The following is a 21,784-nucleotide window of genomic DNA, read 5'->3' on the forward strand; positions in this document are numbered from 1 at the left end:
CTGCTCGCCGCCGCTTGCATTCCTCAAAGCCGCACCTATCCCGCCTGATTTAACTGGAGTTCCCAAATGTCGTTTAAGAGTATCCGCGCGTCTCGAAGTGGATTCACGCTAATTGAATTGCTTGTGGTGATTGCGATTATCGCGATTCTAATTGCCTTGTTGCTGCCTGCAGTCCAGCAGGCCCGCGAAGCAGCCCGGCGCTCGCAGTGTAAAAATAATCTGAAGCAACTCGGTCTGGCGATGCATAATTATAATGACGTATTCAACATGTTGCCGGTACCTGACGTCGGTATTTCATACGCGACAACATCGCATTGGACCACCAGTTGGGGGATTTCATTATTACCTTATCTGGATCAGGCACCCGCCTATAACCTGTTTAATCAGAATGCACCGAATGGTGTTTCAGATCAGTCAAATCAGGCAGTTATTCAGACACAACTGGCCGTCTTTAATTGTCCTTCTACTCCGCGGAGCAGTCCGATCCAGGGAGTGATCGAGCAGGAAGACGACACTTCCAGCTTCAATACGAATCTGAGAGCAGGCAGCGGTGACTATTTCATCGCCCGCAGTTTCCGTGATCCCGTTTTTACGCCCCAGGAGATAACTGGCGCATTATTTAACGGTGACATCAGTGGCGGCGTGAACTGGACTCAGTGTGGATCCAGAATGAACAGCATCACCGATGGTTTGACGAATACCATCTTCTGTTTCGAACGCAGTAACTTTCCCAATATTCTACGAAAAGGAAGTGTCCCAAAGGATCCTGCTGATTATGTCTATCCTTCAGTGGTTGATACCAACTTCCAGGGCTGGTGGGCGTCAACTCAGCACGACCGCATTCGCAGCTGGACCCATGATGGATTGCAGTATTACGGTCCATGTGTAATCAATTGCACGAACGACTGGGGTGGTGCGTTTTCCTATCATACCGGTGGCATGCATGCCAGTCTGGGAGATGGCTCCGTTCGATTTCTGAGTGCCAATATCGACAAGGGAACGTTTCGTTCTCTGATTGGTAAGCAGGATGGTGAGGTTGTAGGCGAGTTCTAAGCGAAGAAGTTCATTTGAGGCTACTTCGATCGTTTCTTCAGAGACATGACTGCTGAAGAAACGATGCGTTCAGAGAATTGAGGGAGATGTTTTTGATGTTTCAGAAACTGGCCGTTTCGCTGGCTGTATTGTGTCTTGTTGTGAGCAGCGGATGTAGTGAAACCGAGTACGATAAGATTACGACAAACGCCGTAACCGGTCGTCTGACTGTGAACGGGGCACCCGCGACGGGGGCAACGGTCAGATTCCATCCAGAAACGCCTCAGACCGGAACGAAATACCCGCTGCTTCCCAGTGGAAAGGTCGATGCAGAAGGCGTGTATCAGCTGACAACTTATGAAGGGCCCGACGGTGCACCAGCGGGTGCTTACACGGTGACCGTTGAATGGCCCGATCGTAACTGGCGACCGCCGAATGGGGGAATGCCTCCTCCGCCTCCTGATCGATTGCAAGGCGTGTATGCCGATCCCAAAAAATCGACCATTCATCTGAAAGTGGAAGAAGGAGCGAATGAAATGGCGCCGATCGTGCTGGAGAATGTCAAGATCTTGAAAGGCTCTTCTCTCAATTGAGTCATTGAGCCTGAGGGCTTCCGGGAGTTTCATTTATGCTGAACCATCGGCTGCGCAGGCTCTGGGTGATCACGCATCGCTGGCTTGGATTAACGGTGGGACTGCTGTTTGTCATTATTGGGTTGACAGGCAGCCTGCTGGTGTTTCATCACACGATTGATGAATGGCTCAATCCACAAATTCTGCTGACAGTGGAAAGTGATTCAACACGCTCTGTGGATGAAGTTCTGGAAGCGGCAGAATTGAGTGCCACCGATCCGGGTCTGCAGCTGTATTTTGCAGAACCGCCTCGCACATCGCTCGGTGTCTGGACGGTCTGGTTCCGAAATACGACCGATAAAGAAGCTGGTTTTACGCAGATTTATGTCGATCCCTACTCAGCACAGGTGACGGGTCAGCGCGTCTGGGGGGAATACCTGATGACGTGGCTCTACAGTCTGCATTACAAGCTGCTGTCCGGCAGGCCAGGCGAAATTATTGTTGGCCTGTGTGGTCTGATACTGATGGTGTCAGTTGCCAGTGGCATTTATCTCTGGTGGCCTTTGTGGCGACATAGCTGGCGGGTGGCATTTGCCATTCGCAGCGGTCGCCGCTTTCAATATGACCTGCATAAAAGCACGGGGATTATAGCCGCAGTGCTGTTGCTCGTGATTTCCTTTACGGGCGTGTATATGATCTTTCCTGCCTGGATCAGACCTTGCGTCCTGGCGGTATTAAAAGAAGATACACCTCGTTCTGAAAATAAAAAATCAACGCCTGTGATTCCCGGTAAACGAATTGAAGTCAGTCAGGCGACTGCCATTGCACGGTCCCTCTTTCCGGACGCCGAGTTTAAACGTGTCAAACTTCCTTCAAAACCGCAAGATTCTTTCGAGGTTCGCCTGAGGCAGAAAGGGGAGGTAAGAAGAAGTTCGGGCAACAGCCGTGTCTGGATTGATCAGTTCAACGGAGAAGTGCTGGCGGTGCGCGACTGGAATCAACGTTCAGCAGCTGACGCTTTCTTCGCCTGGCAGTTTCCCCTGCATAATGGGGAAGCGTTTGGGTTGGCTGGTCGCTGGATTGTCTTTGTGTCGGGATTACTGCCTGCCGTATTATATATGACTGGTTTTCTGGTCTGGTGGCGGAGACGGCGCTCACTTAGATCGCATTCTCCCACCCAACTCGAGCTTCAAGAATCAAAATGAAAATACCGGCTGCCATTCTAAGCTTACTGATCTTGATTTATGCCGGATGTCAGCGGGAGACGCTGTCGGTACCTGCTACTCCAGCAGAGAACCCCACGATCACAGTTACTGATCTGGCCGGTCGGGAAGTGACGCTCAAACAACCTGTCGAACGGATCATCCTGATGCGCAGCCTGGGACTATATGAACTGGCGACGGTACTGGGAGACGAAGTCGAAGAGAAGCTGGCAGGGTGGGATTCGTCATTAAAAACCGGTGATCTGGATACCTATGAAAAGTTTGTAACACAGTATCCACGTCTGGAAGAAGTGACGATTCTGGGAGATATCCTGCGCGACACGGTGAGTGCCGAAGCGGTACTGGCTTTAGAGCCCGATCTGGTTATCATGAATACGTATATGCTGAACCGTGGTTCGAAAACAGTGGAGCGACTGCAACAGGCGGGCGTGCCTCTGTTATTTTTGAAGTCGGAAGATCCGTTTCGCGATCCACAGAAGAGTATTCGACTACTGGGTAAAGTTCTGGGAAAAGCAACGGAGGCAAATGCGGCAGCAGACTGGATTGATGCAGAACTGCAGCTGGTTTTCAGTAAAATCGAAACCATTCAAGGGAAGATTCCCACCATATATCTGGAAGCAGGTACCCAGGGACCGGAGAAATATGGAAATACATTCGGGGAAAATCAACAGGGAAAAACAGTCAACTGGGGAAGTGTGCTGGCACAGTTACGGTGTCAAAATATCGCCGCCGGTTCGATTTCCGGTCTATATGGTATGGGAGTGATTCGACCAGAGTACCTGATTACCGCTGATCCGGAAGTGATTGTGATTACGGGGGCGCATTGGACCGCGTTTCCTGACAGTCTGCAGCTGGGATATTATGCAGATCGGGATCAGTCAGTAAAGCGACTGGCTGCATTTACGGAACGGCCCGGCTGGTCGGAATTGAGTGCGGTCAAGCAGCGTCGCGTACATGGGATTCACACACGGTTTGGGAGTCACATTATGAGTTTTGCAGCGGCGCAACAGTTGGCAAAATGGCTGTATCCAGAAGAGTTTAAAGAACTGAATCCAGAAGAACGGTTACACGAATTTCACCTGAAGTTCATGCCCGTTGAAATGAGTGGGACCTGGATGGTCAGCCTGGACGGTAATTGATGCAGAGCACCAAATCGAACGATCTCAATCAGGCATATCAGCGTTTGGGCCGACGTCGGTTAGCCGTGATTATGACTTTGGTCATTCTGGTCACGGGCTCATTGTTTCTGGATGTGATTACCGGGCCGGCACCATTGTCGCTGTCTGATGTTATGACGACCCTGTTTCAGCCAGGGGCGGTAAACGAAGCGAATCGAACGATTGTGTGGACCTTCCGCTTACCGACAGCTTTGATGGCGGTGTTTGTCGGTGCATCATTGGGTATCGCCGGCGCAGAAATGCAGACGGTTTTGAACAACCCACTGGCCAGTCCTTATACTCTGGGGGTTTCCGCGGCTGCCAGTTTCGGTGCTGCATTGGCATTAGTTCTGGGATCCGGAACACTGATCTGGACGACAACAGTCTTTGTGCCAACGAGTGCATTTGTGTGTGCGATGTGCTGTTCTCTGGCGATCTTTGCTATTGGTCGTCTCAGAGGGGCATCGGCAGAAACGATCATTGTGGGTGGGGTTGCGTTGCATTTTATTTTCAGTTCCGGGGTGGCATTCCTGCAGTATATGGCTTCTGAAGATACATTGGCAGCCATTGTTTTCTGGATCTTTGGGACGCTGCAGGGAGCGAACTGGCACAAACTGGCAATCATCGTTGTTGTGATGGTTGTGACGATGGGATTATTAATGTCCCGTGTCTGGCAGTTGACTGCATTAAGGCTCGGAGAACACCACGCCCGCAGTCTGGGAATCAATACGGAACGCCTGCGGCTACAGACGCTGATTCTGGTTTCCATCCTGACGGCGACTGCTGTCTGCTTTACTGGTGTCATAGGCTTTGTGGGCTTGTTGGCACCGCATCTGGCGCGCATGCTTGTCGGTGAAGATCAGCGTTATTTCATCCCGCTTTCTGCATTGAGTGGCGCACTTCTGGTCTCTGTGGCCGCATTGGTTACGAAACTACTGATTCCGGGGACAATATTTCCGATTGGAATCGCGACAGCAGCCATCGGCGCGCCCTGCTTCGCGGCAATTGCCTTGTTGAGAAGGAGATCGTACTGGTGATTTTGGAAACAGCTGGTATCTCCTTCAGTTATGGTTCTCACCGGGTACTCGCAGATGTGAATCTGCAACTGAAACCCGGCATGACTGCGATCATTGGCCCTAATGCCGCCGGCAAATCGACGTTGTTGAAGTGTTTGAGCGGCCTGCTGCGACCCGAAGGGGAGGTTCGTCTGGATGGAATCGCGCTGTCGTCACTCAAACACGAAAAACTGACACGAGAGGTAAGTTTCCTACCTCAGGACTTCATTACGACAGCAGTGTTGACTGTATATGAAGCGGTACTGCTCGGACGTGTGCATCAGTTGGGCTGGCGCGTCTCAGACGATGATAACAGAATCGTAAATCAGTTATTGAATGAGATGCAACTTAGTGATGTCGCTGATCGATTTCTCAACGAATTAAGTGGAGGGCAAAGGCAACTGGTGGCAATTGCTCAGTCTCTGGCACGCGAACCAGCAGTGTTATTATTAGATGAACCGACGTCGAACCTGGATCTACGGCGACAGTATGAAGTCTGTACTTTGATCCGAAGACTGACGGATTCGCGGGGAATCAGTACGGCGCTGGCAGTACACGATTTAAATCTCGCTGCGAGATATGCAGATTGGGTTTATGTGATTCAGGATGGTAAGATGTGTTGTGCCGGAGAACCGAAAAACGTACTCACTGAATCTTTGATTGCAGACGTTTATGGAGTGGAGACGCTGGTGACTTACAGTCAGGAAGAGAGACCGGTGATTACGGTGTTGGGGCTGGCTACCACTGAATCAGCGGAGTCCGAATCAGGGCAGGGTGCCGGAAACGATGTTTAATACGAATCACATGGTCCTGCGGTTCTACCTGTATTCCTTTTTCAAGAATCTGCGCTTCGCCGATCCGTTTCTGATTCTGTATTTTCTGGCACTGGAGATGTCCTATTCAGAAATCGGACTGTTGCTGGGGTTGCAGCATCTGGTGACCGTGCTGTTGGAGTTTCCTTCGGGGGTTTTCGCGGATTACTGGGGACGGCGTCGGGCAACCGCAATATGTTTTGCCTTTTACAGCCTCTCCTTCACTGGGTTTGGCATGACTGGTCAGGTTACAGAGCTACCGCTGATTTTCTGGCTGGGAGGCTGTCTGGCGTTATTTGCTTTGGGCGAAGCGCTGCGAACCGGCTCGCATAAGGCAATCATGCTTGATTATCTGGACTCTATGGATCAGTCGCATCTGGCGACGCAACTATTGGGTCGCACGCGTTCGGTATCTAAATTTACTTCGGCGCTGGCCGCTGTTTCGGGGGGAGTATTACTGGCGTGGTCGCGTGATTATGGATTGCTGTTCTACCTGTCTGCGGGAGCCGCCGTCTGTGGGTTTCTATTATTATTAACATACCCACGCGCTCTGGAAGGGGACGCTTATCGTGCCCGTCGAACAAACTCTGTCAATCCTGAAGACAGCATGCGACAGCCATTTCGAGTGATGTGGCGGCGACCCAATTTTCGCAAGCTGTTTATTCAGTCAGTGGTATTTGAGAGTCAGCTGAAGATGATCCTTAAGTATTTTACACAACCTTTTCTGAAGAACGGGCTGGCGATGTTCGGAATTCCTATCATTGCTCCGGTCGGCGTCAGTGGCTTCGCCAGTGCAGGAGCAATCTTTGTCGGATTGAATGAGTTTCTACGCGACAGTCTGGGGGCACTGGGCGCACGATTCAGTTCCGTGTTTGAATTGCAGGCCGACAGCCGAAGTCATGCTTTGAATCGGATCTATTTTGGAGGCTTTTTTGCCGTTCTGTTTCTGGCGGGATGCGCTGTGAATCTTAAGTGGGGTCTGCTGCCCGGACTGGTTCTTTTGATGGTATTGACGCTTTTGCAGAATTTAAGACGTCCCATCTTTGTCAGTGCCTTGAATACGGAGATGATGAAAACAGAGCGGGCATCAGTTCTTTCATTGGAAAGCGTCTCCCGCGCAGTGACAGTGGCGGTACTGCTGCCTCTGTTTGGCTGGGCGGCTGACCAGTTTGGATTACTGGCGGTCTGGATATTGGCTACCTTGATATTGTTATCTGGTTTTCTGTTTAAAATTCAAGATGAAGATGTTTCAAAAAATAAATGACCAGACAGATTTCTGGTGGATTGAACTACGGATGGAGCATAGTCATTGAGCATAACCACAGTAGAAGAGAGATTGGTAAAAGATGATGCGGGATGAAGAACTCAAACAGATATTTCACATTGGCTGGACCAATCCAAATGTAGTTTCCCATCGGGTTGAGCGATTTATCAAGGGAGAATTTGGATTTGCTGCTTCGCGCTCCGCCTGGCTGGATGTGCTGCGGAAAACAGTTCCTGGTGAAATCCCTTGTAAGATTCTGGATATGGGGACCGGACCGGGAACGATTGCGTTGCTATGGGCTGAGTTGGGACACGCGATAACGGGAGTCGATTTTTCTGCAACGATGATTTCCGCAGGACGAGAAGCTGCGAAAGAGCGTGGTCTGACTGTGGACTTTGTCGAAGCAGATGTAGAAGCGCCTCCTTTTCCCGAAAACACATTTGATATCATTTCCAGTCGCGCAGTATTATTCACACTGCCTCACCCTGGTTATGCAGTGGCGCAGTGGATACGACTGTTGAAGCCGGGAGGGGTCCTGGTGCTCATCGGCGAGAATAATCCCACAGATCCAGAAAAGCTGAAACGCCAGCATCGCCCGGCTCCTGGCTGGGAACCGGATGAAGCATATCGCAACGCGCTGGAGCAGTTGCCATTCCGCAGTCACACAGATGGAATGGTTCGGGTTGTAATGGAAGCAGCAGGTTTACGGAATATTCAAAATCTGCCGATGCAATCAGTGCTCGCTGCGAGAGAAGAACATGAACAAGAGAATCCGAACTATGGTGTGTTGCAGGGAACTCCGTATGTTCTCACAGGCCAGCGAATAGAAGGATCTCGCAGGTTGAATTATTGAGCTGTCAAAAGCAAATTATTTTTATGACACGGCAGGGAAATCGCTCGACATTAGCTCATCCGCAGATACAATAACACCATGAACGATTGTTGCTATTGCCCTCCATATACCTGCCTGTTCTCTCTCCTGTTAACTCTCTTTTTTGCGGGATGTGAACGTAGTGAATCCGCCCCTGCTTCCAAAGCAGGTGAAACGCTACCGGTCTTGAATGTGGAGACTCTGGAAGTCGCAGAAGAAAACTGGCCGCGCATCATCCGGAGCCAGGGAAGTCTGTATCCTGATGAAGAAGCCACGCTGGGAATCAAAGTGGAAGGCCGCGTTTTCAAGGTACATGTCGACCTGGGAGATGTCGTAAAGCCGGGAGATCCGCTGGTCACGGTCTACCAGGATGACTTCAAACTGCGAGTCAAACAGGCAGAAGCTGAACTATCTCAAGCGCGTTCGGCGGTTGGTTTGAAGCCCGGCGATTCCGTTGAAAATCTGGTTCCGGAAAAATCTCCTCCTGCCAAAGAACAACAGGCAGAGTGGGATGAAGCGAAAGCCAATCTCGAGCGTGCCCGGGTTCTGTTTAACAAGAAGGTGATGGGACAGGCTGAGTACGATCAAATCGTATCACTCGAACGCGTGGCAGCAGCCCGTTACGATTCTGCATTAAATGGTGTTCGTGAAAAGATGGCGAATATCACCGTGCAGCAGGCCCAACTGGATTTAGCCCAGGAAGACTTGAATAATACAGTCCTGACAGCCTCCTATACCGCCGTGGTGCAGAAACGACTGGTCGCTCCGGGCAGCTATATCAAAATGGGTGACCCGCTGCTGGTGCTGGTGCGGATTGATCAATTACGTTATCGGGGGACGGTTCCCGAGCGTTTATCGACGCAACTTAAAGTCGGTCAGCCTGTCGAGTTGAAGATCGAATCACTCCCGCTGAAGCAGTCTAAAGTGACACGCATCAGTCCCTTTCTGGATCAGATGAGTCGTGCTCTGCTGTTTGAAGCGGTCGTCGATAATTCCCAGCGTGCTCTGCGAGCCGGTCTGTTTGCAGAAGGACAGATCATTGTCAATCCCGACCAGAAGGCGATAGTGGTGCCGATGTCAGCTGTGGTGCAGTTCGCCGGAACAGAGAAAGTCTGGAAAGTCGTGGATGGTAAGGTGAAGATGCAGGAAGTCTTGCTGGGTGAACAGCGAGGCGATCGGATTCGCATTTTAGAAGGCTTGAAACCGAGAGATCGCATTCTACTGAATGCCCGGGAAGGGCGTCCCGGGGTTCTGGGAGATTCGAAACCACTGCCGACTGAAATACAGAAAACCCAAATTTAAGATCATTCTGAAAAACGAATTCTGCTTTCGCATAAAGGGAATCGACGTTGTACGGCTTAGCGGAAATCTGTGTCAAGAGGCCAGTCTTCGCCTTGATGCTGATCATGGCATTAGTGGTAGCTGGTCTGGTTGCATTCCCCGAACTGGGCGTCGACCGATTTCCGAATATGGATATGCCTTCGATCTATGTACGTACCAATTATCCTGGTGCAGCATCGCAGGAGGTCGAATCCGAGGTCAGTGCGGTCATTGAGGACGCGGTGGCGACAGTAGCCGGCATTGATGAACTGCGCTCCATTTCACGCGACGGACGATCGTTTGTGATCATCACGTTCAACCTGAATCGTAATGTGGATGCCGCGACTCAGGATGTACGCGATGCTGTCTCGGGGGTGATGAATCTACTTCCGCCGAACATCGATCCTCCTATTGTTCAGAAACGGGATCTGGAATCGTCGCCGATTATGACGCTGGCAGTCTCAGGGCCGCGCACCTCGCGGGAACTGTTTCTGTTTGCAGACCGGTATGTGAAAAATGTGATCGAGTCGTCTCCTGGTGTAGGTGAAGTTCAGATCGCCGGTGCAGCGGATCGAGCGGTGAAAGTAGATATCGATGCCGATCGGCTGGCCGCCTACCAGATGTCAATCTTACAGGTGCGCGATGCGCTGGTCAGGCAGAATACCGAAGTGCCCGGCGGCAGGCTGGATCAGGGATTCCGTGAACGCTCATTGCGCACGATGGGCCGCGTTGCTGATTCCGACCAGTTTCCCAATCTAGTTGTAGATACTGTCAATGGCACACCGGTTCGGCTGGCGGACCTGGGGACCGTGATCGATGATACAAAAGAAGTCCGCACGATTGCGCGGCTGAATCAGAAACCAGCTGTCGTATTGGAGATTCAAAAACAATCGGGAGAAAATACCGTGGCGGTCGTGGAAGGCATTAAAAAAATGCTGCCTCGCAGTCAGGAGTTGCTCCCCGACGATGTCAAAGTCAGCATTGTTCAAGATCAGTCGCGTTATATTGTTACTGCGTTGCATGAACTGGAACAGCATTTGATCTCGGGCAGTATCTTAGCCTGTATTACCGTATTGATCTTCATGCGCTCCTGGCGTTCAACAATAATTGCTTCGGTAGCGATTCCGGCTTCGATTATTTCCACATTCGCTTTTATGAAACTATTCGGTTTTACGCTGAATAATGTGACCATGCTGGCTCTGGTACTGATGGTAGGCGTGGTCATCGACGATGCGATTGTGGTTCTGGAAAACGTATTTCACTGTATTGAAGAAAAAGGAATGTCACCGCGTGAAGCGGCGATCATCGGGACGAAAGAAATCGGTCTGGCGGTTCTGGCAACGACGATTTCGCTGGTGATTGTCTTCCTGCCGGTTTCGTTTCTGTCGAGTGTGACCGGGAGACTGTTATTTCAGTTTGGCGTAACAGCGACCGTTGCGATCCTGGTTTCGATGCTCGTCAGTTTTACTTTAACCCCCATGATGTGCAGCAAACTATTGCGTCCTGAAGAACCGAACCCGGATGGGCCGGGGTCACGTTCGGGGTTTTATCATATTATCGAATCGTCCTATCTCTGGATTCTGAAACTCTCGCTGCGTTTTCGCTGGCTGGTGCTGCTGATTTCGGTGGGGGTGATTTTGAGTAACTACCCGCTGTATCAACTGGTGAAGCAGGACTATATTCCTCTGAATGTGGATGAATCGGAATTTGAAATTCGACTCGAAGCCCGCCAGGGAGCGACGTTGCAGTCGATGAATCAGGTCATTGACCGTGCAGAGGAAGAGCTGATTAATACTGATGGAGTGGAAACACTGCTGCTGACAGTCGGTTCCGGTGGCTTTGGTGATGTAAACCGGGCAAGTATCTTCGTACGTCTGACCGACAGCGAGCAGCGGACCTTTTCGTTCGGTCGTTTTTTTGGTGGATTGTTACAGGGTGATTTCAATGCCGCGTTCCGAGGAAACTTTACGCAGCGTGAAAAGATGGCAGAGGTCAGAAAGAAGCTTAAAACAATTCCGGACATGCGGATTTCCGTACGTAACCTGACATCCCTGCGTCAGGGGGCACCCGTCGATATTGACTTTTCAATTACGGGACCTGACATCGATGGACTGCTGGACTTCAGTAACAAATTACGCGAAAAAGTAAAAACGATTCCTGGTATCGTCGACGTGTATTCCACGTTACAGATTGATAATCCGGAACTGCTGGCACGCATTGACCGGGAACGGGCGGCTGCTTTAGGGATTGATGTGCAGGAAATCGCCGATACGCTGCGGGTTGCAGTGGGAGGAGATGATCGGGTTTCCCGTTACCGAGATCGGACCGTCGATGATGCTTACGATGTGGAACTGCGTCTGGTCGGACTGGATCGAGGAGATGTTCAGTCCATTTCACAGTTGTATGTGCGGACGTCACCACAGGCGATCTCAGGTTTATCTTCAGCTACATCTGGAAACGGGTTGGCGCGAATCGATAACGTCGTGGATTTCGAATTCAATACTGCTGCTTCTCGAATCGACCGTCTGAATCGACAACGCATGATCTCAGTGCGTGCGAACATGGCTTCCGGCTATGCGCTGGGGGACGGGATCGCTGCCATGAATGCCGCTGCGGAGGAGATTGGTATCCCTGACGGCTATAACACAATGGTGCTGGGTGGTGGTCGGGAACTGGAGCGAACGCTGGGTGACTTCGGCTGGACCATGGTTCTGTCCTTTATATTCATGTACATCGTCCTGGCGGCACAGTTCGAAAATCTGGTTCATCCCCTGGTGATTCTGCTGTCGTTGCCGCTGGCGGTGCCTTTTGGACTATTGAGCCTGCATTGGGGAGGCGAGACACTCAACCTGTATTCCGCGTTGGGGATTCTGGTTTTATTTGGCGTGGTGAAAAAGGCCGCCATTCTGCAGATTGACCATACCAATGCACTGCAGTTACAGGGCTTTCCCCGCTACCAGGCCATTCTTCAGGCGAACCGGGATCGCCTGAGGCCGATTCTGATGACGACACTTTCATTTGTGGCTGGGCTGATTCCGTTGTTGATTGCCACCGGTCCGGGAGCCGAAGAACGCCGTTCCATCGCTGTGCTGGCAGTCGGCGGACAGACGCTTTCACTGCTGCTGACACTGCTGGCGATTCCTGTGCTCTACACATTTTTTGATGATCTGTCGTCATTCTTTACGGGACCGAAAACAGTCGACGGAGAGCAGGCTGTTCTTGATCCTGCGAAAAAAGAAGCGCATGCGATGCAAAAAGAGAATCTCGTTCGTTAAAATAACAGTGATTCATTAATGTCTGGCATGCGGTGCCTGATTTCTGCGCTTCTCCTGTTGTAAAGGTCTCTACCCGTGAAACCACAATTCCTCTCTGCCTGCGCTCTTGTACTCTGTCTGACCGTGCCTGTATTTGCTGAAGACCGCGGGAAACTGATTTTTGAAGACGATTTTGAACGCAATGAATCGCAGGATATAAAAGATGAAATCGGGAAAGGCTGGGGGACGAACAGTCGAACACGGGCTGCCGGCAATAAGCAGGTCGATCTGAAAAATGGAGCGATGTATATCTATATTCACAAAGCTGCGGACCATGCTGTTTCAGTAACACAACCTGCCGAATTTCGGGATGGTTCCGTCGAGCTGCGATTCATGCTGGAAAATGAAAAGGACAGCCTGGGACTCAATTTTGCTGATCTGAAATATAAAAAAGTGCATGCAGGTCATCTCTTTATGGCGAAAGTCAGTCCGCGATATGTCGAATTGACCGACCTTAAAACCGGGAACATGGATTTAAAAACCCGAGAGTTGCGTCTCACGAAAAAGCTGCCACCAGAACTTCAGGAAAAGTTGAAGACCAAACGAAAACGCTTTCCGGTCAAACTGGAAACCGGCAAATGGTATACGCTGCTGGTGACTGTCAGCGGTGATGAGTTGACTGTTAAAATTGATGGCAGAACCGTTGGATCATTTTCATCCGCAGGGATGGCACATCCGACCAAACGGTTGCTGCGGCTGGCTGTTCCCCGAAACGCTGTTGTGGATGATGTGAAGATTTATGCGAAATCAACGCATGGTTGAGCGGCGCGTCCATAATCTTCTTGCACGTGAAGAATGGTAAGGATACCATAATTCTACAAGAACTGATGTTTCCTCAACTTTCAGAAAGGGACGAGCATGGCAGCCCGATTTCAGATTCAACAGGCACGAAATGGCAAGTACTACTTTCACCTGCTCGCGAATAATGGTGAAATTATTCTCGCCAGCCAGATGTATGCATCTAAATCATCGGCGAAGAAGGGAATCCTTTCGGTGCAGTCAAACGCTACTGATCCCAGCCGCTATGAAGCACTGGTCAATAAAGCGGGCGAACATTATTTTGTGCTGAAAGCGAAAAATTCTCTGGTGATCGGGACCAGTGAAGGGTACGCCAATTCGACCGGAATGAAGAATGGAATCAAGTCTGTGTCCCGGAATGCTCCCAAAGCGATCACGGAAGATATCATCGTCAAGACCTGATTTCACAATTCTGTTTTTACAGATCAATCACGGCTCTTAAGCCGACCACGAGCGCGGTATCGACGGTCTCGTGGGCCGGTCGAATAACCTGCATGTCGGCTGTCAGGTGGAACCATTTATTGACTTCGATATTGTAGAACATTTCCACGCCATATCCATCTCCCACGCCTCCCAGAATGGTATTGATAAAGGGAGACAGTCGGTCGCTGGTGGCAGAATAATACCAGCCCACGCCAAACGTATCTGCTTCGCGACTGGAAATCGGGCTGTTGCCTCCCACGCCGAAGCTGAGAAACCATTCAATCGGGTTGGTCTCTGCATCCGCAATACCGGCACGGCCGAAGACCCCCCAGCCTCGCGTAGCATCGCAGGGATCAACGAACAGGTATTGATCGAAGTTCCAATAGAGCGACCATGAATCGGTTTTGCGGCTGATAGGAATATCAGGCAGTACAATAAACGGGTCCTGTTCAAGCGCCGCATAATCACGACTGCTCCAACTGGCTCCAAACAGAAAATGGCCGGGGCGGCCAAAGAGATTTGTGGGAAGTCGCAGTTCGGGAATCACTGATGCACCATTGGCAAACAGCTCTTTGAACCCGCTTGTCCCAGACGTGTCGGTGGAGTTGATGACCGTGAACGTAAAGATCGGCTCACCTTCCCGCATAATCAGAAAACCCGTTCCCAGTGAAGAGTAAACGATAGTACGCAGACCAATGGGAGTGGCGACAAAAGCGGCATTTGAGAATTGCGTTTTACCTCGACCGTGTGCAAACGCATTCATGTCTCCATCAAGCGTATCCATTTTACCTGCGAAGACGCCAAATGATTCGGAAAACATCTGAGTAAACAGAACGTTGGTCAGGTAGAGTTCTGTGCTGTCGGCGACCGGGAGATCAGCAACCAGGTTTACGGGAATGATGGCGCCTGTCGCATCGGTAATTCCTTCACCGAAACGGTGTTCTGCGCGGAGTTTTACAAATAATCCCTGTGGTCCGCCAAGTTTTCCCGAATCGAGATTTAACACGTAATCACCGTGCCCGGCATAGCGGAAATCCTGTTCTTCACCTCCTGATGCGACCCCCATATAAAACTGGGTCACATCGGCTTCAAAAGTAATGCCTTGTTCGGCCAGATATGGCCTTCGCTGAAACAGGTTTTCCGTAAGTGTGGTTTGATTCCAGAAATCAGGACCACTGCATTCACAGCTGGAACATGTCTGCTCATAAGCAGGTTTCTCTACCCGAGGCTCTTCTGGCAGTGATTCTGGTATCGCGTCGTCGGCAAACGTGCTGCGAGTGGAAATAACAAGACTGACAATGCAGATTGAGCACCAGATCGATTTGAAAATCAGACTGGTTCGCAGGTTGTGGAGTTTTTTTTCAAACCTGTGAGCATGGAATATCTCGAAAGGGATCCTCTGAAAAAGCTGGTCCTTTCGGTAATTTTCGTCGCGAGGCTCCATCTACTGAATGAATTATCCCTTCAATCAGAATAATCAGAACAAAAGAAAAACGATCTTAACGATTATTCCGGTTAGTGAATGAATTTCGTTCCATTAAGGCGTGGGATAGATGCGGTTCCAGTCTTTCCGCATATCAATCACGGTCCAGCCTTTCTCCGTTCCCTCGTCAAGGGCTTTGTCGAGTTGGCCGATGTGCGAGTTGCGGTCGTAGGCGTATTCCCGCTTTGCATCGGTATGGTGGACGAGGGCTTTGAAGGTATTCGGCTTACGGTCCGTCCACTGTAACATCTGCAGATCGCCGTCCGAGTTCCCGAATGCCATCACCGGTGCACGCCCGATGAAGCGATGGATGCCGACCGGTTTCCCTTCTTTATCATCGATGAAGTCGATTTCTGCCAGCCGTTCGAGAACCGGTTTGCCAGCGCGTTTCGCCAGTTTGACTTTAATGCTGCTGCCGATGACCTGTTCGGGGGGGATGCCGTAAACGTCTTCTGCCCAGACTCGCATAAAATCCACGCCGCCGCCGGAGACAATATAGGTTTTAAATCCGTTTTCACGCAGGTAGTTCAATACTTCGCGCATGGGTTCAAAGACCAGTTGTGTATATGGAACATTTTTCTGCGGATGGCGGGCAGTTCTGATCCAGTCTCGTACCGTTTTTTCAAATTCATCTGTGGTCATCCCGCTGTGTGTTACAGCCATGATTTTGAGTAGACCATCTTTGCCGGATGCCGCTGCTGTTTTGAGATCATTTTCCAGAATGGCTTTGAAAGGTTGTTCGTTTTTCCATTCCGGATGCTGATCCGCCAGCGCTTTCACTCGATCCAGGGCAAACAGCAGCTGAAAATAAGCCGGTTGTTCAGACCAGAGGGTTCCATCATTGTCGAAGACGGCAATGCGATCCTTCGGCGGGACATAGAGCGGACAACCATCATTGGTCGCGCATTTGACGAAATTGAGAATCGCATCTTTAGCAGGTCCGTCGTTCCAGGAAGGGAGGGGGTCTGCTGCAGATACAACTTGAGTTACAAATAGAAACAGTAAAAGAAATAAGTATCGCATGTCAGGAACCCCTCGCCAGGAATTGGGAAATGCAGTGATAAAAGAACAGACGGTTGAACAGGATTCGCAATTCAACCGTCTGTCTGTTTCATTTCAACCAGTCTGATCACCTGCCGCTGGCGGCGTCCTCGATCGTCTTTTTAATTTTTTCCAGGTTGAATGAACCCGGAGTCTGACTGGGGGGGTACTCCTGCATGGTCTGCAGGAAATTTGCTGCAATCTGCTGCATTGGTACGATGACATACACGCGAGACAGGAACCAGTCGTTGTAAGTGGTTGCGTTGTGTTGTGCTTTTTCAAATGGATCTCTTCTGAGATGAAACAGGAGAGGCACACGCAACTCGGTAAACGGTTCGCGCCAGACTTCAAACGCCATCCCGCGGTTTTCCAGGAAGACGGCTTTCCAGTCTCCAGCCCGGATCGCGACGATTTGGCCGTCATCGTTGACGTACATGAACTCTTTACGCGGCGGGTCTTCCGTTTTTCCCGTAAGGTAATCGAGTTGATTATAGCCGTCGATATAATTGTGATACTTTCGACCGTTGAGCTCAACGCCTGCTTTCAGTTTGTCTTTAATTTTTGTGTCGCCGGCAACAGCTGCAAAAGTGGGCAGCCAGTCTTCGTGTGATACTACTCCATTCAGTGTTTTACCGGCGGGAAAATGATCGGGCCAGCGAACGAAAGCGGGAACACGGTAAGCGCCTTCCCAGTTTGAGTTCTTTTCATTTCTGAAGGGGGTGGTTCCTGCATCGGGCCATGTATTGTAATGGGGGCCGTTGTCTGTGGAATACATCACCAGCGTATTGTCGGCAATGCCCAGGTCATCCAGCAGTTTCAGGAGTTCGCCGACCTGCATGTCATGCTCGACCATCCCGTCGTGGTATTCATCGCCGCTGGGACCACTCAGGCCGCGATGTTCTTTTTTGACGTGAGTGCGGAAGTGCATGCGCGTTCCATTCCACCAGCAGAAGAAAGGTTTTCCGGCTGCGTTCTGCTCTGTGATGAATTTTTTGGCAGCAGCGACAGTTTCTTCGTCGATGGTTTCCATGCGTTTTTTGGTCAGTGGACCGGTATCTTCAATTTTCTGGGTTCCATCTTCCAGGGCCCAGGAATGGATCACACCCCGTGGTCCATACTGTTCCTTGAATGTTTTACCGTTAGGCAATACCAGATCAGCCGGATAGTCTTCGTGTTCGGGTTCCTCTTCTGCATTCAGGTGATACAGATTTCCCAGGAATTCATCAAAACCATGTGCTGTCGGGAGGTGTTCATCCCGGTCTCCCTGATGATTTTTACCAAATTGACCGGTGGCATAACCGTTGCTTTTCAGAACTGTTGCCATGGTAACATCGGTTTTCTGCCAGCCTTCTTTAGCGCCGGGCAGCCCGACTTTGGTCATTCCGGTTCGAACAGGAACGTTCCCCCCAATAAACGCAGCACGACCCGCGGTACAACTCTGCTGTCCATAATAGTCGGTGAAGGAAATTCCTTCTTTTGCAATCCGGTCGATGTTGGGGGTTTGATAGCCCATCATGCCACGATTGTTGTGGCTGATGTTCCAGGTACCAATGTCATCACCCCAGATGACAAGTATATTAGGCTTGTCGGCAGCGGACAGAGTCGCTGTGCTGCATAATGCCAGCAGCATGATGCATAAAGGGAGCTTGAGTGTGCTGGTTTTCATGTGAGGTTCCTCAGATACAGAATTGGCGGACAGACCTGGATGGTCTGAAAATTACAATCTGGCCCGATGTAGTTTTAGTCAGAGGTGATGATTTTGAAATAGATCAAATTTGAGAATTCAAGAAAGATGGATCATTTCGAAAACAATTTGATTAAAATCGATGCTAGCAGCTTTTTGAGAGGAATTCCAATTAAAATTGAAAGAAGAATCGATCAACTCTTATGCAGGGCTGAGATGTTTCGATTTAGTAAAGAGATCGAATCAGTAGAACTCAGCGTATCTTAATCTTGTTACAAAAAAAAACAGGCTGCTTACTGTTGTGAGTAAGCAGCCTGTCTGGGAATGATTGTCTCATTTTCTTTTTAAAGACTTAATCCTGGAAGAAGGGATGCTGTGCATCGCCGGCACTGATCAGGTAGGCGATCAGGTCGAGGATTTCGTCTTTGGTCATGCGGGCAAACAGATCGGCGGGCATGGGAGAGGTTTTGGAAACCACCAGCTCGTCAATCGTTTTGCGGTCAATGTTGACCCGCTTGTTGGGATCGGTCAGATCCGTATTGAGGGTCATGTTGTCGCCGCTCAGATTCACGACGACGCCGGTATGTACTTTACCGTCCTCTGTCACGACTGAGATTGCGGAGAACTGTTCGTTGATGACTTTGCTGGGGTTGATCACCTGATCCAGCAGATCGTGGGGAGAGTACCGTCGTCCGGCTGAAGTCAGATCGGGGCCGGTCATGCCGCCCTGGTTACCGAAACGATGGCAGGCGTAACAGCCCGTCGCAGCGAACATTTTCTGACCATTGACGAAGTCCCGTTTCTTCATTTCTTTACTGGCGGCTGCAGAGAGTTCTTCGAGCGTCCATTTGTTTGTGGGGCGTCCGGCGAAGACTTCGCCCAGATTTTCGAGGGCAGATTTCTTTTCCGGTTTCTGTGCGAGGATTTCAGCCAGTTCAGTTTTTTGTTCTTCACTGAGTGAAGCGACCGCGTCGGTCCGTACGAATTCGATGAATTTATCGAAGCTCGCGCCCCCTTTATAGTTGGCAGCTTTCAGGAACCATTCAAAGTACGCTTTGTGAAGTTCAGGAGTCCAGCCGGTCTTTAGCATGCGAATGGAACGTGCGTACTGCATCTGCTCTTCCTGGGTGGGAGCGGACTGTATCAGCGCGAGCGCTTTTTCTGCGACGGTGGGGGATTGCAGCCAGGCGAGTGTTTCGCATAACAGCCAGTTCATTTCAGGGGATTTTGCAGGAAACTGCGGATCAAATTTTTCAATGAGTTTTGCTACCGTTGCGTCATCGGGGCGACCAAAACGGTTCAGGATAATCTGTAAGGCACGTTGCAGCGTCAACTGCTGTGACAGGTCGAGACTGGCGTCATCCAGGTTGATAACAGCGGATAGCAGTTTGTCCCGCATGGCGGTGTCGACTTCGGGAGTCTGATCATCACGATGTTGAGGACAGACGCCTGTGACGCGAGCCAATGCCAGTAAGGCTTCGACCTGCCTGGCAGGATCGGATTCGGTGAGTGCTTTCTCTGCCCATGTTTCTGTCGGTTGATGCTCAACGGCGGTGCGTGCAGCAAATCGGATGAAGCGGTCTTTGTCGGCGAGGTAAGGCCAGGCGACTTCGATGGCTTCGGGATCCTGTTTGCCGTGAAAGGCTTCCAGGGCATGTCGGGTGTTACGTGCTTGATTTTCGGTGAGTGTTGCTTCGACAGGCTCAGTAGATTCGTCACCCACATAGGTAACCCGGTACAGACCGGATTGCACGCGACGTCCGCCGATCGTGAAATACATGGCGCCATCCTGGGGGCGAATGATGGCGTCGGTAATGGGCAGTGGCGCGCCGGTCACGAATTCTTCTTTGGTGGCGGTGTAGGAAGAACCTTCCGGTTTGAGGTGAATGGCATAGAGTTTTCCCCAGCTCCAGTCGAGTGCGTAGAGTGCGTTCTGATATTTCGCAGGGAACTTCGCACCGTAGCCGAACGTCATGCCGGTTGGAGAACCAGGGCCGATGTCGAGTACACCCGGCAGATTGTCTGCATAAAAGGGAGGTCGTTTGCCTGCGCCGTTGCGCCAGCCGAATTCAGCACCGCTGGTGACATGGCAGATACGCGTGGGACGATACCAGGGGGTATTGAAATCGTATTCCATGTCAGCATCGTAGGTAAACAGCTCACCATCGCGGTTGACGGCGGCGTCAAAAATGTTGCGGAATCCAGAAGCGTACGCTTCGAATTTCTGGCCATCGGGAGAAACACGATAGATGATTCCGCCGGGTGCCAGTACGCCTCGGTTATGGCCTCGGCCATCGGGCATGCTGGGCAGCAGGTGATCTTCACCCCAGACCTGTCGCACGGGCGAACTGTCGGCCAGTGCGGGGGGGATGGTGTTGTTTCCGGTAACCAGATAGAAGTCTTCGCCATCGGGAGTGGGCATGAGAGCGTGCACGCCGTGATCGCTGTGTGATTCGACTTCCTGCAGCAGTTCGACCTGATCCAGCTGATCATCGCCGTTACTGTCGGAAATACGATACAGGCCTGAAGCGATTTTACGTTCGTAATCGTTGACGCCAACATAGAGTGCGCCATTGGACCAGAGCATCCCATTGACGCCCCGAATTCCGGCGGGAACTTTTTCCACGTCTTCTGCTTTCACTTCTTCTCCCGCGGGCGGGAGCGTGACGCGATAGAGTCCGCCGTACTGATCGCTGACCAGCAGGCGTCCTTTATCGTCTGTGCAGAGGTTGACCCACGATCCCTGATCCTGACCGGGAACGGAGTAGAGCAGTTCTACTTTGAATCCTTTGGCGGCTGAGATGCGATCAATGGGTGTGGCTTTATTGCCACCAATGGCGGCACCGACTTCTTTTTTAGGAGCCGGCTTTTTTTTCTTTACTTTTTTTTTTGGTTTCAGTTCTTTGATTTTCACGTTACGCCAGCTGACCTGTTTGCCGACTTTTTCAGGATGGTTACCTACGCCGTGTACCTGAAGGGCGATGAAGCCTTTGGAAGTCAGATCATCTTTGAGATCGGCAGCGGGAACGCCGTTGATCCAGGTTTTGATTGAGTCGCCACGACAGACGATGCGGTAATGATTCCACTCGTTCTGCTTAAAGGCTTTCTGGGCGGCTTTGTTGTCTGCGAGGTTGTTCAACCAGCCGCGTCGCCCTTCATCGTAAATGCCACCTGACCAGGCGCGATCGGAAGGGTCAATTTCGACCTGGTAACCGTGCACGCGACCGGCGGCGATTTTGATTTTCTTATCTTTGCCGTCCGCGCCTTTGGTTTCAAGGACTTTGTCTTCATCATAAACATTGCTGCGGATCTGGATCCCCGAGTTCAACAGCGGGTCGACTTTGAAATCCACCTGCAGCTCGAAATCGTCGTACATTTTTTTGGTACACAGAAAGCTGTTCGGAGTTTTGGGGACGGAAGTGCCCACGATGGTATTATCAACGATGTCGTATTTGGCTTTACCGCCATGTTGAACCCAACCATCAAGATTCTTACCGTTGAATAACGGGGTGAAACCTTTTTCGTCGGCGTGTGTGGTTACAGTAAACAGCAATGCGAGGCAGATCGCAGAGAGTGTAAAGAGTCGTTTCATAACGTATCCATTGGGTTATCAGGAATAAAAAAGTGACTGGCATTTGACATCATTGACCTGCCAGTCAGTGCAGGAATCGAGGACTTTAGTGGGGGCGATCATCTCTGTTCCTCTCACTCATGATGGGAGTGAGTCTGATGCCA

Annotated in this window: 16 protein-coding genes; 12 read left to right on the plus strand and 4 right to left on the minus strand. The window is 50.8% G+C overall.

Translation table 11 applies throughout. The features are described from left to right. The first annotated feature begins 66 nt into the window (after window positions 1–66). The 12 genes from GmarT_RS08730 to GmarT_RS08785 all read left to right on the plus strand — a co-directional run bounded on the left by GmarT_RS08730 (window position 67) and on the right by GmarT_RS08785 (window position 13,820). Complete coding sequence (locus tag GmarT_RS08730) at window positions 67–1,053, plus strand: DUF1559 domain-containing protein (RefSeq protein WP_002644781.1); 987 nt, start codon at window positions 67–69, stop codon at window positions 1,051–1,053. A 95-nt stretch (window positions 1,054–1,148) separates the two neighbouring features. Then, window positions 1,149–1,625 (plus strand): carboxypeptidase regulatory-like domain-containing protein, encoded by a 477-nt coding sequence (locus tag GmarT_RS08735; protein WP_149302549.1) that lies wholly within the window; start codon window positions 1,149–1,151, stop codon window positions 1,623–1,625. Window positions 1,626–1,660: 35 nt separating this feature from the next. Beyond that, window positions 1,661–2,809, plus strand: a complete 1,149-nt coding sequence (locus tag GmarT_RS08740; RefSeq protein ID WP_002644779.1) for a PepSY-associated TM helix domain-containing protein — start codon at window positions 1,661–1,663, stop codon at window positions 2,807–2,809. Continuing rightward, the gene (locus tag GmarT_RS08745; protein WP_002644778.1) at window positions 2,806–3,966 is read left to right on the plus strand and encodes an ABC transporter substrate-binding protein; all 1,161 of its coding nucleotides are present in this window, start codon (window positions 2,806–2,808) and stop codon (window positions 3,964–3,966) included. The genes GmarT_RS08740 and GmarT_RS08745 overlap by 4 nt, the downstream gene beginning before the upstream one ends. Further along, a complete protein-coding gene (locus GmarT_RS08750; RefSeq protein WP_002644777.1) occupies window positions 3,966–5,021 on the plus strand; it encodes a FecCD family ABC transporter permease in 1,056 nt (351 codons plus the stop codon). Before GmarT_RS08745 ends, GmarT_RS08750 begins: the two co-directional genes overlap by 1 nt. Continuing rightward, a complete protein-coding gene (locus tag GmarT_RS08755; RefSeq protein ID WP_002644776.1) occupies window positions 5,018–5,833 on the plus strand; it encodes an ABC transporter ATP-binding protein in 816 nt (271 codons plus the stop codon). Before GmarT_RS08750 ends, GmarT_RS08755 begins: the two co-directional genes overlap by 4 nt. Continuing rightward, complete coding sequence (locus GmarT_RS08760; RefSeq protein WP_002644775.1) at window positions 5,826–7,115, plus strand: MFS transporter; 1,290 nt, start codon at window positions 5,826–5,828, stop codon at window positions 7,113–7,115. The genes GmarT_RS08755 and GmarT_RS08760 overlap by 8 nt, the downstream gene beginning before the upstream one ends. An 82-nt stretch (window positions 7,116–7,197) precedes the next feature. Next, window positions 7,198–7,968 (plus strand): class I SAM-dependent methyltransferase, encoded by a 771-nt coding sequence (locus tag GmarT_RS08765; RefSeq protein WP_002644774.1) that lies wholly within the window; start codon window positions 7,198–7,200, stop codon window positions 7,966–7,968. A gap of 78 nt (window positions 7,969–8,046) precedes the next feature. Continuing rightward, a complete protein-coding gene (locus GmarT_RS08770; RefSeq protein WP_081459401.1) occupies window positions 8,047–9,288 on the plus strand; it encodes an efflux RND transporter periplasmic adaptor subunit in 1,242 nt (413 codons plus the stop codon). Window positions 9,289–9,335: 47 nt separating this feature from the next. Then, window positions 9,336–12,581, plus strand: coding sequence for an efflux RND transporter permease subunit (locus GmarT_RS08775; protein WP_149302551.1), 3,246 nt, complete (start codon window positions 9,336–9,338; stop codon window positions 12,579–12,581). Between the two features lie 123 nt (window positions 12,582–12,704). Next, entirely contained in the window at window positions 12,705–13,382 is a 678-nt protein-coding gene (locus GmarT_RS08780) for a LamG domain-containing protein (RefSeq protein ID WP_002644771.1), read from the plus strand. Between the two features lie 96 nt (window positions 13,383–13,478). Then, window positions 13,479–13,820, plus strand: coding sequence for a YegP family protein (locus GmarT_RS08785; protein ID WP_002644770.1), 342 nt, complete (start codon window positions 13,479–13,481; stop codon window positions 13,818–13,820). A gap of 16 nt (window positions 13,821–13,836) precedes the next feature. Here GmarT_RS08785 and GmarT_RS08790 read toward each other — a convergent pair whose 3' ends face one another. From GmarT_RS08790 to GmarT_RS08805, 4 genes are all read right to left on the minus strand, one after another. Further along, window positions 13,837–14,922, minus strand: coding sequence for a carbohydrate porin (locus GmarT_RS08790; RefSeq protein WP_223123522.1), 1,086 nt, complete (start codon window positions 14,920–14,922; stop codon window positions 13,837–13,839). Between the two features lie 456 nt (window positions 14,923–15,378). Further along, a complete protein-coding gene (locus GmarT_RS08795) occupies window positions 15,379–16,347 on the minus strand; it encodes an HAD family hydrolase (protein ID WP_002644768.1) in 969 nt (322 codons plus the stop codon). Between the two features lie 106 nt (window positions 16,348–16,453). Next, window positions 16,454–17,995: an arylsulfatase gene (locus GmarT_RS08800; protein WP_369010746.1), complete on the minus strand. Its 1,542-nt coding sequence runs from the start codon at window positions 17,993–17,995 to the stop codon at window positions 16,454–16,456. 406 nt (window positions 17,996–18,401) lie between these two features. Next, window positions 18,402–21,641: a 3-keto-alpha-glucoside-1,2-lyase-like domain-containing protein gene (locus GmarT_RS08805; protein WP_002644764.1), complete on the minus strand. Its 3,240-nt coding sequence runs from the start codon at window positions 21,639–21,641 to the stop codon at window positions 18,402–18,404. Window positions 21,642–21,784 lie beyond the last annotated feature (143 nt).

The sequence above is a fragment of the Gimesia maris genome (genome assembly GCF_008298035.1).
GTDB lineage: Bacteria > Planctomycetota > Planctomycetia > Planctomycetales > Planctomycetaceae > Gimesia > Gimesia maris.

What these genes read in the sequence shown, in the direction of transcription:
- GmarT_RS08730 (WP_002644781.1), top strand. Translation starts at nt 67, where the DNA reads ATGTCGTTTAAGAGTATCCGCGCGTCTCGAAGTGGATTCACGCTAATT.
- GmarT_RS08735 (WP_149302549.1), top strand. Translation starts at nt 1,149, where the DNA reads ATGTTTCAGAAACTGGCCGTTTCGCTGGCTGTATTGTGTCTTGTTGTG.
- GmarT_RS08740 (WP_002644779.1), top strand. Translation starts at nt 1,661, where the DNA reads ATGCTGAACCATCGGCTGCGCAGGCTCTGGGTGATCACGCATCGCTGG.
- GmarT_RS08745 (WP_002644778.1), top strand. Translation starts at nt 2,806, where the DNA reads ATGAAAATACCGGCTGCCATTCTAAGCTTACTGATCTTGATTTATGCC.
- GmarT_RS08750 (WP_002644777.1), top strand. Translation starts at nt 3,966, where the DNA reads ATGCAGAGCACCAAATCGAACGATCTCAATCAGGCATATCAGCGTTTG.
- GmarT_RS08760 (WP_002644775.1), top strand. Translation starts at nt 5,826, where the DNA reads ATGTTTAATACGAATCACATGGTCCTGCGGTTCTACCTGTATTCCTTT.
- GmarT_RS08765 (WP_002644774.1), top strand. Translation starts at nt 7,198, where the DNA reads ATGATGCGGGATGAAGAACTCAAACAGATATTTCACATTGGCTGGACC.
- GmarT_RS08770 (WP_081459401.1), top strand. Translation starts at nt 8,047, where the DNA reads ATGAACGATTGTTGCTATTGCCCTCCATATACCTGCCTGTTCTCTCTC.
- GmarT_RS08785 (WP_002644770.1), top strand. Translation starts at nt 13,479, where the DNA reads ATGGCAGCCCGATTTCAGATTCAACAGGCACGAAATGGCAAGTACTAC.
- GmarT_RS08795 (WP_002644768.1), bottom strand. Translation starts at nt 16,347, where the DNA reads ATGCGATACTTATTTCTTTTACTGTTTCTATTTGTAACTCAAGTTGTA.
- GmarT_RS08800 (WP_369010746.1), bottom strand. Translation starts at nt 17,995, where the DNA reads ATGCTGCTGGCATTATGCAGCACAGCGACTCTGTCCGCTGCCGACAAG.
- GmarT_RS08805 (WP_002644764.1), bottom strand. Translation starts at nt 21,641, where the DNA reads ATGAAACGACTCTTTACACTCTCTGCGATCTGCCTCGCATTGCTGTTT.